General features: G+C 41.8%; 13 protein-coding genes. 10 read left to right on the top strand and 3 right to left on the bottom strand.

Features of this window, described 5'->3' with window-relative positions; all coding sequences use genetic code 11:
* Positions 1–161 precede the first annotated feature (161 nt).
* From IJ00_RS24545 to IJ00_RS24530, 4 genes are all read left to right on the top strand, one after another.
* Positions 162–1289 carry a hypothetical protein gene (locus IJ00_RS24545; protein ID WP_035157784.1) on the top strand — a complete coding sequence of 376 codons (1128 nt, stop codon included), beginning with the start codon at positions 162–164 and terminating at the stop codon, positions 1287–1289.
* Positions 1290–1612: 323 nt separating this feature from the next.
* The gene (locus tag IJ00_RS24540) at positions 1613–1798 is read left to right on the top strand and encodes a CopG family transcriptional regulator (protein WP_035157781.1); all 186 of its coding nucleotides are present in this window, start codon (positions 1613–1615) and stop codon (positions 1796–1798) included.
* Between the two features lie 420 nt (positions 1799–2218).
* Entirely contained in the window at positions 2219–3532 is a 1314-nt protein-coding gene (locus tag IJ00_RS24535) for a peptidoglycan-binding protein (protein ID WP_046814916.1), read from the top strand.
* A gap of 147 nt (positions 3533–3679) precedes the next feature.
* The gene (locus tag IJ00_RS24530; RefSeq protein WP_035157778.1) at positions 3680–4552 is read left to right on the top strand and encodes an S-methyl-5'-thioadenosine phosphorylase; all 873 of its coding nucleotides are present in this window, start codon (positions 3680–3682) and stop codon (positions 4550–4552) included.
* Between the two features lie 59 nt (positions 4553–4611).
* On the opposite strand, the gene IJ00_RS24525 is transcribed toward IJ00_RS24530, so the two are convergent.
* The gene (locus tag IJ00_RS24525) at positions 4612–6123 is read right to left on the bottom strand and encodes an FAD-dependent oxidoreductase (RefSeq protein ID WP_035157776.1); all 1512 of its coding nucleotides are present in this window, start codon (positions 6121–6123) and stop codon (positions 4612–4614) included.
* Between the two features lie 699 nt (positions 6124–6822).
* Here IJ00_RS24525 and IJ00_RS24520 point away from each other — a divergent pair.
* Positions 6823–7086 (top strand): hypothetical protein, encoded by a 264-nt coding sequence (locus tag IJ00_RS24520; protein ID WP_238178539.1) that lies wholly within the window; start codon positions 6823–6825, stop codon positions 7084–7086.
* A 44-nt stretch (positions 7087–7130) separates the two neighbouring features.
* Here IJ00_RS24520 and trmFO read toward each other — a convergent pair whose 3' ends face one another.
* On the bottom strand, positions 7131–8444 hold the full coding sequence (gene trmFO / locus IJ00_RS24515) for an FADH(2)-oxidizing methylenetetrahydrofolate--tRNA-(uracil(54)-C(5))-methyltransferase TrmFO (protein ID WP_035157771.1): 1314 nt from the start codon (positions 8442–8444) through the stop codon (positions 7131–7133).
* Positions 8445–8530: 86 nt separating this feature from the next.
* Here trmFO and IJ00_RS24510 point away from each other — a divergent pair, with 86 nt between their 5' ends.
* Entirely contained in the window at positions 8531–9091 is a 561-nt protein-coding gene (locus IJ00_RS24510) for a Uma2 family endonuclease (RefSeq protein WP_035157769.1), read from the top strand.
* Between the two features lie 188 nt (positions 9092–9279).
* Here IJ00_RS24510 and IJ00_RS24505 read toward each other — a convergent pair whose 3' ends face one another.
* On the bottom strand, positions 9280–11391 hold the full coding sequence (locus IJ00_RS24505) for a TIGR00300 family protein (protein WP_035157766.1): 2112 nt from the start codon (positions 11389–11391) through the stop codon (positions 9280–9282).
* A 421-nt stretch (positions 11392–11812) separates the two neighbouring features.
* On the opposite strand from IJ00_RS24505, the gene IJ00_RS24500 reads away from it, so the two are divergent.
* The 4 genes from IJ00_RS24500 (at position 11813) to IJ00_RS24485 (ending at position 15313) form a co-directional block, all read left to right on the top strand.
* Positions 11813–13399 (top strand): B12-binding domain-containing radical SAM protein, encoded by a 1587-nt coding sequence (locus IJ00_RS24500; protein WP_035157763.1) that lies wholly within the window; start codon positions 11813–11815, stop codon positions 13397–13399.
* 125 nt (positions 13400–13524) lie between these two features.
* On the top strand, positions 13525–14262 hold the full coding sequence (locus IJ00_RS24495) for a sterol desaturase family protein (protein ID WP_082127390.1): 738 nt from the start codon (positions 13525–13527) through the stop codon (positions 14260–14262).
* A 12-nt stretch (positions 14263–14274) separates the two neighbouring features.
* A complete protein-coding gene (locus IJ00_RS24490) occupies positions 14275–14721 on the top strand; it encodes a GNAT family N-acetyltransferase (protein WP_035157757.1) in 447 nt (148 codons plus the stop codon).
* 52 nt (positions 14722–14773) lie between these two features.
* Positions 14774–15313 carry a GAF domain-containing protein gene (locus tag IJ00_RS24485; protein ID WP_035159580.1) on the top strand — a complete coding sequence of 180 codons (540 nt, stop codon included), beginning with the start codon at positions 14774–14776 and terminating at the stop codon, positions 15311–15313.
* Positions 15314–15382: the final 69 nt, after the last annotated feature.

Genomic DNA, 15382 nt, shown 5'->3' with positions numbered 1-15382 from the left:
TAATGCTTTTTTAATTTTTTTACAAAAAACCATTTTAAACTTCAGTACATTTTCGATAAAGATTAATTAAAGGTAGCCAAACTATCAGAATCACCAGATACAATAAAAAGATAAAATTCAATAGTGTATATACTGATATATGTCAGGAAATAGTAGTTAAGATGAAAGACATTGGCGACCATAGAAATCGTGATTTTTTTGATGTAGAGAATGATTTGGCTGTCAATCATTTAGCTCAACAATGGGCAAAAAAATACTTACATAGTATCAAATCTAATAAGTCTTATGAAATTGAGAATGATGCACAAACCCTAGCAGATGTTGCATCACCGTTACAGCGAAAAAAAACAGCAAAAAAACTCCTTAACTTCTTATCCTCAGCAACTTTTCAAGCATGGAATCAAACAAATGCCCTGCTTAGTGAAGAAATAAAGCGCCATAATATTGATACTCAATTGATAAACCCTTGGGAAATTGCCGCCGAAGCTAGTAAAATCTATTCCCAGGCATTAGATATTTATGGGCAGCAAATATTTCCGAAAACATCAGATTCACAGTGGAATCTAATCTATACAAACAAATGCTCAACCGCAGAGATGGAGGAAGTCGAGTCACAAAATATAAACTCTAATCAACTATCAACAATCATTAGTCCTCAGCTGGGAATGCTACGACAGAAATATACTCAAAAAGACCCCAAGGTAATTGGAGTTGTGTGTGTAATGTTTCATTACACGAGTCAAATGTTACTACAAACCCTTTCTCCCTGGGAACAAGTCTTAGTCGGTGGATATTTCAAAGTCATTGACGATCACCTGTATATACCCTTACAGCGTGCTTACAAAGCTGCTACAGTCCACGATAAAACTTCTCCAGCATTAGCAGCAGTACAAACTTTGTTACCAATCAGCACACAAATAGCAAAAAAAATTTCTCAAAAAATTATCGAATTGAATCCACATTACTACTCTTTATCCGGTAGTCTCAATGATTCACCTGTAAAGACTTCTAGTATTCGTGATGTGGAAATGTTTCAAGTCTATTTATGGATATGTACTCTTGAAGGAAGTGTTGCAGCCATCCAACAGGAGTTATTTCCTCTGTGTGTCATGCTCTATCCCAAGTTGAACATACAATGGCATATAGTTCGCCAAATGCTACAGCTACTAGAGCAAGAAATATCGCAACAATTAAACTCAGAACAATTTTATACCCTCCTACCATACTTGCACGTTCTATGGCAGATGTTTTCTCCTCAAGTTTTTGAGGAATTTGACTTCCTGAATTGAAATCAGCATCATTACTATGTAACTAATGAAAAATGGTTATTTATTTGACAGTAACTGTTTTGCTAAACTTCTAAAATTCCCTAATGCGTGGTAATTCTTTGTGGATTCAATCTTTGACCGTGTACACTATTCATTCTGTCACACATTAATTCCATAAAAAATCCTGTTTATGCTTCTGCTTATTCAGAATATGCGCAATATTTGTGACAATCAGCAATTGACCAAAATGGCATTACTTTTTGCGTGAAAATCCATATCTATTGGATATTTTCTCGTGAGCAATTTTCTTCAATAATCATAAGAAATAGTAAATATCATCTCAAATGACTAATAAAAAATGGGCTGTCAAACGTATTACCGTCAATCTCGCTACACAAGAAGCGGAAAAACTCGAACACTATTGTCAACAGACAGGGAGACCTGCAACCGATGTCATTAGAGAATTGATTCGCGGTTTGCCAACCTCCCACGACTCTGCTAGAGATGTTGTTGTACAAGAAATAACCTAGCAGTGGGGATACGGGAAAGGTGCACTATGAACGCTCACCGCAGGTGCAGCATAAATGCTTTTGTTGTGGTGAATTATTATCTGTGTTCATCGGTTCATCTATATTAAGTGCGAGACTTTACCCGTAAATACAAATTTTTGACTTGACATAGCTATCACATCGGCACAGGCATGAAAATGTCTGTGTTTTCCTTTGTCTGAAGATATAAGAAAATTAGTGGCAATATTTCAAAAATATGCTAATTTAACCGGAAAACGGTCAAACGAATGTGATGTTATTTATCACCAGAATCAAAATGCAAGATGAGTAATTCATCAACTTATTCTCAAAATATCGTATAAAAAACAATCAGTGTTTGATTGGAAACACAACAATAGTCAGGTTATATTACTCAAAAAATTAACAGCAGTTAGCGAAACTATGAAAACTCCTGAATCTGTAGAAATTATTCCTCTGGATAGTAAATTATTTTCTGAATGGAATTGGCAAAAGCTTTCCAGTCTGGTTTGGCTACGCTTTTTACCCGTTGCGGTGGCGATCGCCACTTTCAGTACTGCGGGAGCAGCTTTCGCCCTTCAGAAAGGGGAAAATAGTCAACAAGTCAAGAATGTGCAAAGTTGTCTCAAGCAATTGGGATATTTTTCTGGTCCAGTTAATGGTAATTTTGGCTCCCTGACTGAAAATGCTGTGAAGAGATTTCAGCAAGCAAATAGACTACCAGCAATTGGAATTGTTGGTCCCCAAACCCAGCAAGCATTAAATAGATTGTGTCAACGGGCACAAAACCCCAACGTGATGCAGTTAGGTAGTCGGGGTGCAGGAGTTACACAGTTGCAGCAAGACTTAGGCAGATTAGGCTTTTTCCGAGGTCCCAATACTGGTTACTTTGGTACAGAAACCCAACAAGCTGTGATTCGCTTCCAACAATCACGGGGTTTAGTAGCTGATGGGATTGTTGCCAATGGAACCTTAAACGCCATCCGTGTCAGTTTAAGAAAGTCACCTAATGATGGTATGGGAGGTGATACCTTACCCAACGCTTTAAATGAAGGTGATAGCGGTTCCGAGGTGATCAATTTACAGAGAGCTTTAAGAAAACTAGGTTACTTTAACGCCAATCCCACGGGCAAATTTGGTATTTTAACTAAGGAAGCCGTAGCTAGATTCCAGCAAGCCAATAGATTACCCGTAGATGGTATTGCTGATGGTGAAACTTTACAGGCTATTTACCAAGCTGTGGATGCTGGTCAAGACAACTGTACAGCCACCAGGGGAGATATTTGTTTAGGAGAAAATAGCCAGCGAGTAGTCGCAGTACAGCAACGTCTACGTCAGTGGGGATTTTACAACGGCAATATTAATGGTTACTTTGGTGCAGCTACCAGAGACGCGATCGCGCAGTTTCAGCGTAGTTCTAATTTAAATCCCACAGGTTATGTAGATTTTAGTACCTGGCAAGCATTACGTTTAAATAGCAATATTAGCGATAATCCCAGCAATCCCAACCCCATTAACGACGATTCCAACAGGGAAAACCGCTATGTCGTAGTTATCCCCATGTCCCATTCTCAAACCTTGGATATGGTACGTCGATATGTTCCCGATGCTTTTTCGACAACATCAAGACTAGGAAACTATGTCAATGCTGGAGAATTTAGCGATCGCACTGCTGCGGAAAGACGTTCCCGATTATTGCGTGAGCGTGGATTTGATGCCAGAGTAGACTATCTCTAAACACAAGATATTATCATTGCCCGAAACCCATTGGTAGAGACGTTCCGACGGAGCGTCTCTCTTGATGTCCCTCCCTCGAATTTACACCGACATCTGCCATTTACCAGTAAAATGTCTGGGGTTAATTAACTTGAGAGGTGAAGTATCATGGCACAAGCACGTATTGGGATTATTGGTGGCAGTGGCTTGTATAAAATGGATGCTCTCAAAGATGTCCAGGAAGTACAGCTAGAAACTCCCTTTGGTTCACCATCTGATGCCATTATTTTGGGGACAATTGACGGTACTCAGGTAGCATTTTTAGCTCGTCATGGTCGAAATCACACTCTTACTCCCTCAGAGTTGCCATTTCGAGCTAATATCCATGCCATGAAACAACTAGGTGTGGAATATCTCATCTCAGCGAGTGCGGTGGGTTCCCTGAAGGAAGAAGCTAAACCATTAGATATGGTAGTTCCTGATCAATTTATTGATAGAACCAAAAATCGGGTTTCCACCTTCTTTGGAGAAGGAATAGTTGCCCACATTGCTTTTGGTGAACCCATCTGTCGTCATTTAGCAGGAATTTTAACCGAGGCGATCGCCTCCCTTAACCTCCCTGATGTTACCCTTCACGAGGGGGGAACCTACGTCTGTATGGAGGGACCTGCATTTTCCACCAAAGCAGAATCAAACCTCTACCGCAGTTGGGGAGCAACCGTGATTGGGATGACTAATCTTCCCGAAGCGAAATTAGCGAGGGAAGCCGAAATTGCCTACGCAACTTTAGCACTAGTTACCGATTACGATTGCTGGCATTCTGACCATGATAGTGTCACCGTCGATATGGTCATAGCTAATTTACAACGCAATGCCATTAATGCACAAAAAGTCATTCAAGAAACGGTGCGACGTTTAGCTGCAAATCCCCCCGTTAGTGATGCCCATTCAGCCTTAAAATATGCGATTCTCACTAACCTAGAAAAAGCACCTGCTGCAACTAAATCTAAGTTACAGTTGCTCCTGCAAAAGTATTTATAGTAGGAACAGGGGACAGGGGACAGTTATCAAAAAAAAGAAACATACCTTTCCCCCTATCCCTAGGGTAAGAAATAATCTGGTAATAAATTCCCCGCAAACTTTCGCCAATTCTGATTAATTTTTCTCAACAATTGTATATGTGGCTCATCTGCTTCTATAGGTAAAATCTTGGCGGGTATACCCTCTCCTAAGGAGGACATTACTAGATTAGCTGCTTCCAAACCAGTTACATAGGCTTTTTCCTGAGACCAAGAACCATGGCGATTAATAATCCAATCCCCACTCATAAAGACATTTTTTAAACTAGTTTGAGCAGGCAGCATATAACGATAACTACCGGGAGAAAAATGAGTTACTGCTTGGGGCAAACGTATCACACTACTATCAATTACCTGAGCATTCCGAAATTCTGGGATACAAGTTGCCAAGTAATTTTGCACCATCCGAATAACTTCTGCATCACTGGCAAATAGAAACTGATTCCCATGGTAAAAATCGACTTCAATTACACTTCCCGGTTCATCTTTGTATTCATCATGTAAAGCGTTTAAATCAAAAAATGTCCATCCCGTCGTGGCATCAAAACCGAAGCAAGCATTAGATGGACGGGGAATCTTAATTTTTCTGTCAAACCAGAGACGGGTTGCCACCACATCAATGGCATTTAAATTAGATAAATTCCGAAATTCTGGATATTTTTGTAAACTGGAACTTCCAGCAACAATTTTTTTCATCCCTGTAATTCCTACGGCAAAAATTACCGCATCCGCAGCAAACACTTCATCTTGACAAACTACAGCCGTCGCTTGATCATGCTCATTCAGAATTAAATCAGTAACTTTGCGATCGCTGAGAATTTTTCCACCTAAATTTGTAATTCTCTCCACCCAAGGACGAAATATTTTTTCCCCCACCGTACCACGGCACCAGACAACATCAAAATCTGCCTGGTGGGCAAGGATAAAGTAATAAAGCATACCGATAGTCGCGGCTGCGGAACATTGTTCCCCCGGTGCAAACAAACCCACTAGTAGCATCGGTTCAAAGGCTTCACGGTATAATCGGGCAGAAACAGCAAAGGTTTTAAATAGCTCCCTAGCTGTCACACTGTCATATCTCTGCCATGCAGCATCAGAATTATCAAAGTCCACAACTGCATAGAGTAAGGGTAATGCACTGAGGCGATCGCTTAGTGGTAAACGCTGAAATTTTGTGTATAAAAAAGTTCCTAGAGGTGAAGGTAAACGAGGTAAATCTTGGAATATGGGTGACTCAACTTCTAAACCTGCGGGAGAATACTGAGAAGAACGTGTCCAACTGGTAAAGGGATTGATACCTAATTCGTTAATCAAGGCAAAAATATTTCTGTAGGGATACCAAAAACCATGGATACCTGCCTCAACTGCACGTCCCCCAGGGGTGCGCCAACCCGCCACTAAACCCCCAGGATAGGAACCTGCCTCTAGCAAAGTCACGTCATAACCTTGTTTGGCTAGGCTGTATGTCGCACTTAATCCAGCCCAACCAGCACCCACAACTACAACTTTTTTACCCTGTGAAAATTGTGTCATCTCATCTTTACCATCAAATTTACAAATTTTAATAATCGCAGAATTTAATAGGAATTCAACCTATACATCCAAGTTAGCTTCATATCTTCCATAGTAGGATTACGCAAGTATAAATAGTAGTTATTAGAACTTTGAATGTATCTTTTAATCAAATGTTTTAAGTATAAAATCGGACAAAAAATCTTTTTTCTCTCATTAGTAAATATTTGCTAAAGTCACGCAATAAATTTGCTCTCAAAAGAGTAAAAAATATGATTAATTATTGATGAAGGATAATCAATATATTATTTTATACAGTATTTCTCTTGCGTGTATTGCTCACAACAGATTTGTCAATCCAGATTTGTTAAAATAGCAAAGTTGTCTGTATTCTCTGGGCTAAAGCCTTATTTTGTATAGTCTATTGGCAATCTAGATAGACCTACTGTGCAGAAAAATCAATAATTTGATAAACTTATGCTAGTTTTTTCTTCATAATCACCCATGATAAAATGAGTGAAATTACTGATTTCTCTCTATTCCCAACTCTACTAACATTTAATCCATCGAAAGAATTTTAATTATCAGGTTGAGAACATCATTAGTTTGTTTTTCGTCAAGGTAAATAACATTCGATAACATTGAGAAAACCTGTATTTAATTAGTTCAGTCGTTACACTGATTTTTGACATAGCCGAAGGAGGATTGATAGTGAGTAAAATGGAATATGCATTAGTTGTTAGTTATGTACTAATGACTGGCTACTTTTTAATTAATTGGTTAAGGTTTTCTCTGCGTAGTGTGAGTTCTTCACCAGAGAACACTTTTCTCTCTTTGACTATGGTTGTGATGACATTGCTGTGGCCCTTAGCAATTCCAGCATCAATGGTCAAAGTTTTAAGAACCAAAAAATTTGAGTTTGGTGCTGTAATGCCTTTGATTTTGGCGGTTTCTGCTTTTAGTGTGGCATTTTATATGACATAGGTTTTGTGACTGAAAAACATCATATGTTTCATGGTTTTTGACGGCTAGAGTTGACTACACCAGTTTTTTAAATCGCCCAGAGCGCGATCGCGGTATCTACCATATCTTTCTTGCTTGTTTTTGATTTTTTCACCCAATTCCGGCAGAATTCCAAAATTTGGAGGCATGGGTTGAAAGTGTTTGGGAGAAGCCGAACTGATAAATTCAAACAGTGAACCCATCATCGTTGTATTCGGCAGAGTGACTGTTTCCTTCCCTAAAGCTAAACGTGCAGCATTGATACCTGCCAAGCAACCACCCGCAGCCGCAGCCGTGTATCCTTCCGTACCGATTAATTGTCCAGCCGCTAGTAATTGCGGATTATGACGAAATTGCAGAGTTGCTTGCATTAACTGGGGTGCATTAATAAATGTGTTGCGATGCATTACACCCAAACGCACAAACTCCGCGTTTTCCAAGCTGGGAATCATCTGAAAAATACGCTTTTGCTCACCCCAACGCAGATTAGTTTGGAAACCAACCATGTTCCAAAGTTGACCCGCTTTATCTTCCTGACGCAACTGTACCACTGCATAGGGGCGATCGCCTGTCCGACTATCCGATAAACCTACGGGTTTGAGGGGACCGTAGCGCATAGTATCTTCACCCCGTTGTGCTAACTCTTCAATGGGCAAACAAGCTTCAAAAAACTTTGCCGTTTCCCGTTCAAAATCTTTGAGTTCCGTTTGTTCTCCTTGACAAAGTGCCTCCCGAAAACGCAGATATTCTGCTTTATTCATGGGGCAATTCAAATAAGCAGCTTCCCCCTTGTCATAGCGAGAGGCAAGAAAGGCGATATCTCGATTGATAGATTCCCCGACAATAATTGGACTAGCAGCATCAAAAAAGCTCAGGTATTCCATCCCCGTAAAGCGATGTAAATCCTCTGCTAAATCGGGACTTGTTAGAGGTCCAGTAGCTAAAACCACAATCCCCTCTGGAATTTTGCGGACTTCTTCTCGACGAAAATCAATGAGGGGGTGACTGGAGAGAGTTTCCGTTAAATCTTGACTGAACTGCCCCCGATCGACTGCCAGAGCGCCACCAGCAGGGACAGAATGTTCATCAGCTTTGGCAATGACAATAGAACCGAGTTGACGTAATTCTTCGTGTAATAAACCCGCAGCGCGATCGCTCGCCATTGCCCCGAAGGAATTGCTACAGACTAACTCTGCTAAATGTTCCGTATGGTGGGCTGGGCTATAACGTTGGGGACGCATTTCATGGAAAATCACTGGTACTCCAGCTTGGGCAATTTGCCATGCTGCTTCTGTGCCTGCGAGTCCACCTCCAATTACCTGTATCGGTTGTCTATCCATAAAGTTGATGTGAGTGACAGTCTTTTAGAATATATATAGTAATGCCATATTGCGGATATTGAAAATTTTTGTTGGCGAGGAAAATCATGCGATCGCCTTTAAATTTCCTGACTGTTGACGAATACCTGCAATTAGAACTAGAAAGTGAAGTACGTCACAAGTATTTGGGTGGGCAAGTTTTTGCCATGGCAGGTGCTAGTGAGGAACATAACCTGATAGTCACTAATTTGATTGCCTTGTTCCGTCCTCATTTGCGTGGGACTTCCTGTCGTGCTTTTGTTTCCGATATGAAGGTGAAAGTGGAGACAACCAAAGCTGATATATTTTACTATCCCGATATTATCGTTACCTGTGACCCCCAAGATAATGACAGATATGTCAAAACCCGTCCTCAGCTAATTATTGGAGTTCTATCTGATAGTACCAAGACTACAGATAAACGGGAAAAACGGATTAACTATCAAAGTTTGGCAAGTTTACAGGAATATGTATTAATTGCTCAAGATGAAGTCAGAGTGGAAGTCTATCGTCAGGATGGGGAAGGGAATTGGTTGCAAGATATTTTAGTAGAAAATCAGCAATTAGAATTCAAGTCCATAGGTTTAACTCTGACGATGGCAGATATTTACGAAGATGTTTTTTCTTGATGGGAGAGAGACGCTCCATGGGAACGTCTCTAGATGATTATACCGATTCAAAAAATGTGTACGAAAGATACCCCACCCGCCCTATCGGGCACCTTCCCCGATTTTGGGGAGGGTACTCTGCGAGAAGCCGCTCCGCGTCTATGGGGAGGGGTTTTGTCTATGTGTCGTATTGTTTTTTCAAATTGGTATTAATTCATACGTGCAGTGTAGGGACTGGTGAGCTTATCTAACTGTTGAATCAACAGACTAAGGAACAAACCGACATCGGTGACAACTCCTAGAGATTCCACAGAACCGCGATCGCTCAATTTCGTCACGACTGCGGGGTTAATATCCACACAGACCATTTTTACCCCCGATGGTGTCATATTACCCACACCAATGGAATGCAACATGGAAGAGAGCATGAGAATCATATCCGCTCCCCTGAGTAAATCTGCGTATTGGGTTTGTGCTTTAATTAAATCCATTTGCGTATCTGGTAGGGGACCGTCATCACGAATCGAACCTGCTAAGGCAAAGGGAACTTGATTGCGGATACATTCATACATCACACCGCTCTTAATCATCCCTGCTTCCACAGCTTTGGCAATGCTACCGTAACGCCGGATAGTATTAATTACCTTCAAATGGTGGCGGTGTCCTCCGCGTACAGATACACCCCGCTTCATATCCACACCTAGGGATGTACCCATCATCGATTGCTCGATATCATGGACGGCGATCGCGTTGCCACCCAGAAGCGCTTGTACATATCCTTGGCGAATTAATTGGGAAAGATGTTCTCCTCCCCCAGTATGGATAACTACGGGTCCAGCAGTCACAACTACCTTACCACCAGCATCCCGGATTTGCCGCAATTCCCAGGCGACTTGCTCCACAATTAGTTCCACGCGGCGCTCACTAGAAACCCCCGCCGACATGAAGCTGAATTCTTCGGTATTGCGCTTTTCCCGTGATTCTGGCTTACGAATGGTGCGGATACCTTGGACATCCACAACCACTTGCTCCCCAACTTCTAAATCACGTAAAATTTTACACCTAGCTACTAAACCATCTGGGGTTTCTCTGATGGCGATCGCTCCATCCATGCGTTGATTATCCACCTTCACCCACTCACCATTAATTCTGATTTGGGTGGGATAAATAGTTGTCACATAGAAATCGTCGGGGGCAACTCCATCTAATAATACGGGTTCCAGTTTCACATCCCGCTCATCCTGGGGTAAGTCCACCGCACCTAAATCAATCAGGTGGGAAATAATACTTTCCATGACTTCGTGGGAAGGTGCAGAGACTTTTACCTCCGCAGCAGAGGTACTTTGTCTTTGTTCCCCTAAATTAAAATTCAATACCTGGAAGCTACCGCCACTATCTACAATTAAATCTAGGGCGCGGTTAATCAAACCAGAGTCTAATAAATGTCCTTCCAAGCGTAAAATTCGGCTTTCCACGGAGACATTGGCATGAACCTCCTCTAGAACAGGTTCTGTCACCCGCAGTGTCAAGCATTTAGCCGCTCCTCCAGCTTTCAGGAACTCCGTTAAGGGGGTTTCAGCAATCCGGAAACCAGCTGCTGTTAACTTCCCTCTCAGTGATTCAGAAGCTTTATTCATCACCACCAAGCTTTCCACGTTCACCGCGTTACAAGCAAAATTTGCCGCGTCTGCTTCCGCGATCGCAATGCGTTTTTCTGGAGCAACCCGCATTTCAATTAAACGGTTGGAATAAGAATCAAAAGCCGCCGGATAATAAAGTAAGTACCCATTTGCCAAGGGACAAAAACAGGTATCCAAATGGTAGAAACGCTCATCAATTAAGCGTAGAGACAAAACTTCAATATCTAACCATTTTGCTAGGTAAGGGTGGGAATCTAACTCCGAACGGAAGCCATAACCTGCCCATAACCAACGCCCCTCCCGATCTAAGAGTGCATCCCCTGCACCCTCAAAGGGCAAATCCCTAGGTAATTCGTAAACATGAAAACCATTGTCCGCAAACCACTGTTTGAAAAATGGCTCTTCCCCTTGGCGCTCCTTGTGTAAAAAGCGACTGAGTACTACATTTTCTCCCAGTACTAAACCAGCATTCGCCGTGAAAACCATATCTGGCACACCTTTTTCGGGTGTCACTAAATCGACGATGGCATTTTCCTTCAAAATTTGATACAAGCCCTGCCACTGTTCCACGGCGCGATCGCGGGAAGATTTATGGATATTGCCCTCCATCCACGGATTAATCACATAATCCACGTCGTAGTGATCGGGAGGACACATTAAAAAACGAATCTGAGAAGTCATAGAAATCACAAGTGTTTTAAGATGCGATCAGCCTTGTTTGCATACAGATATTTACCGTATGTCTTCTGCAATATTTACTACCAAAATCTGGTTCTGGCAGATGAAGATGTTTTCAAGGTTCGCCTATTATTCTATTCTTCCTCAGGGCTGAGGGATATACATCCTACCGAGAAATCTGGGAGTTAGAGGAAAAATTGGAAACCAGGGATTTTTCCGTAATAACCGGCGAAAATTCCAGGAAAAAATTGCCAGGAATTGAGTATGCGTCCGTATGCGTGAGTTATCAATGCTTCTAGGAAAATCATTCTGGAGGCTGAGATATAGTTTTACGGACTGAGATAGGCTAAGGGATACATTCCTGGGTAATTCCGCGCGGGTTTGGTCTGTCACCGTCCACCTCAAGCTGTATCAAGGAAGCACCATGAAAGCATTATTGCTCTACCCAAAATTTCCCCAGTCCTTTTGGTCCTATGACCGCTTTATGGAAATTGCTGGACTAAAAGCTGTTTTACCTCCCCTAGGTATTATTACCGTTGCAGCCCTCCTGCCTGAGGATTGGCAGATAAGATTCCGCGATCGCAATGTGGAACCGGAAACCGCCGAGGATTGGCAGTGGTGTGACTTAGTGATTATTTCGGCAATGCTGGTACAGAAACCAGATTTCCATGCCTTGATTCAAAAAGCGGTACATTTAGGCAAAAAAGTCGCTGTGGGTGGTCCCTACCCCACCTCTGTTCCCCAAGATTCCCTGGATTCCGGAGCCGATTATTTGATTTTAGATGAAGGAGAGTTAACCGTCCCCCTGTTTTTAGAAGCACTTCGCCAAGGAAAAACCCAAGGCATTTTTCGCTCCTCAGAAAAACCAGATGTTAGTCAAAGTCCGATGCCACGTTTTGATTTGTTGCAACGAAATGCCTACTTGATGATGGCAATGCAGTTTTCCCGTGGCTGTCCCTTTAATTGTGAATTTTGTGACATTATCTCCCTCTATGGTCGCAAACCACGTACTAAAGAACCCCAGCAGGCGATCGCAGAATTACAAGCTCTCTATGATTTAGGTTGGCGGGGATCGCTATTTATCGTTGATGACAACTTCATTGGCAATCAGCGCAATGTCAAACGCTTTCTCAGAGAATTAATTCCTTGGGTACAGCAACATAATTACCCTTTTACCTTTATCACTGAAGCTTCGGTGAATTTGGCAGAAGATGATGAACTATTGCAGATGATGAATGCAGCAGGTTTCTATGCAGTCTTCCTGGGTATTGAAACCCCTGATCAAGACAGTCTGCAAGTCACACAAAAACTCCAAAATACCCGTCACCCCCTCGTGGAAGCCTGTCGCAAAATCAACCAGGCTGGTATGCTAATTTATGCGGGCTTTATTCTTGGTTTTGATGGTGAACGCCCAGGTGCGGGTGAACGGATTCAAGCCTTTGTAGAACAAACGAGTATTCCTCAACCCATGCTAGGTATTCTCCAAGCTTTGCCGAATACTGCTTTATGGCAACGTCTACAAGCAGAGGAGCGTTTAGTCTCAGGTGTGGGTGTAACTGAACTTGGAGACCAAAATTCCTTGATGAATTTTATCCCCACTCGCGCGATCGCGGAGATTGCGAAGGAGTACACAGCAGGATTTTGGACTTTATATGAACCCCAGAACTATCTCAGAAGATGTTTTCAGCAATGTCTAAACATCACATCCCCATCCCATCGTCACCAAACCATGCAATTTTCCCCCGGAAAGGGATTTCGACTTGTGATGCAGCTAATTTGGCATCAGGGTATACGCAGAGCAGATATTCGTGGTCAATTTTGGCAACAACTATGGACTATCTTCTGGCAAAAACCCCAGGTACTTAATATGTATTTAGGTCTATGTGCTGCTGGAGAGCATTTTTGGCAATATCGTATTTTAGCCAGAGAACGCATTACTCAACAACTAGGCTATGACCCACTACAAGTCCCTTTGCTCACTGAAAGCAAACCAGTATTGATTAACTCTTAGTTAATTTCTCCAAATCATCTAGCTAAATCCCAGGGTAAACAACGGTTCTTCCTCTGGATGTCATAATAACGGTAATTTTTATTCTGAAAATCATCTCAATACCTTTGGAATCAGGAAATGTTGCATTGAACTCTCACCTATTTTGGTTCTATTTTCTGGTTTTCTTCGTGGCGATTCTTGCCCGATATTTTTTCATGGCTGGAGGAGCATATTTACTCTTCTATTCCCTATTAGGAAAGTCCCTTGACAAACAAAGTTTGCGTCGTTCTCCCCCCTTAAATTCCTCGATACTTCGAGATATTCAATTATCCCTATTCTCAACTATCATTTTTGCCCTTGGTGCTGCCTTCATCATGTCAGAGTATGATTTGGGAGTGACTCTACTGTATTCTGACCTTGGTGAGTATGGGCTGTGGTATATGCTAGGCAGCTTTGTGGTCATACTGATACTTCAGGATAGCTATTTTTACTTTATTCACCGCATATTTCATCACCCGAATCTCTTTAAATGGATGCATTCTGGACATCACCGTTCCGGAGAACCTACACCCTGGAGTTCCTTTGCCTTTGATTTACCAGAGGCGATCGTACACGCAGTTTTCTTTATGGGAATAGTCTTTATTATCCCTCTGCATATCATGACTCTAGTTGCTGTACTATTGACAATGACTGTTTGGGCTGTATTAAACCATCTAGGATTTGAAATATTTTCCCCATCCTGTACAAGTCATTGGTTAGGCAGATGGTTGATTGGTTCCACCCACCATTCCATACACCATCGCAACTATCAGGTGCATTACGGCTTGTATTTCACTTTCTGGGATAAGCTGCTGGGTACTCATGACCCGAATTATGAGAATTAAAGGGAATCTGCCATGTCTATATCTATCCATCTAGAAGAAAACCCCGCAAAATCTGATATTGATGCCATTATTCGGCAGGTCTGTCAATACAACGAAACTTTTGTTAACAAAGATGTGTTAGATTACCTGGCAGCTTTTCTTCGAGACGAGCAGGGAGAAATTGTTGGTGGTGTCGTGGGAATTATCCACTGGCAATGGTTATTTATTTCCCATTTGTGGGTGAAAGAAAGATTACGGGGATCTGGATACGGAACGCAGTTAATCAAAAAGATAGAAGAGTCAGCGAAACAGCGAGGTTGCTATCATGTATGGGTAGATACTTTTAGCTTTCAAGCCTTAAGTTTTTATGAAAACCTGGGATATGAAATATTTGGAGTGTTAGAGGACTATCCTCCAGGATACAAAAGATTTTTCCTGCAAAAACGTCACTTATCGGATGTAAATACTCTCAATCTTTGATGGTATACCATGGGAAAAAGTGAAAATCTTCAACCTGTATGCCATCAACACTGTGGAAAGTAACTCTCAATCTTCATCTAATTACAAATTGACAGAATATCCCGACATCGGCTTACAAACCATCCTGAAAAGACTCACTAAAACCATGGAGCGCGATACACTGATTAGACAAACTACTAATCAGTTGCGTGAATCTCTCCAGGTTGACCGTGTGATTTTATATTATTTTTATCAAAGATGGCACGGGCAAGTCACTTTTGAAGCTTTGAGTACTCCGGAACTATCGATTTTGGGTTCCATTGGTCCGGCTGAGTGTTTTAATGATGAATATGCCGCATTGTACTTAGCGGGTAGGGTAAGGGCAATTCCGGATATTGAATTAGAACCAATTCAAGAATGCCACCAGAATTTTCTGCGTCAGTTACAAGTCCGTGCAAACCTCGCTGTTCCAATTCTCACGTCTAAGGGTTTGTGGGGGTTACTAATTGCCCATCACTGTCAAGCACCTTATCCTTGGACTTCTGCACACATATCTTTGATGCAACGGGAAGCAGAACATTTGGCGATCGCGGGTTCGATTCGAGATAGTTAGATATTTGGGTGACAACCTATGGTATGCTTAATCCTTTGGAATTATTTTCCAGAATAATGATTATCATTA

It is taken from the genome of Calothrix sp. 336/3, from assembly GCF_000734895.2.
In the GTDB taxonomy this organism is placed as follows: domain Bacteria; phylum Cyanobacteriota; class Cyanobacteriia; order Cyanobacteriales; family Nostocaceae; genus 336-3.
The sequence above is the reverse complement of the archived record's forward strand: the minus strand, read 5'-3'. Positions and strand labels throughout refer to the sequence as shown.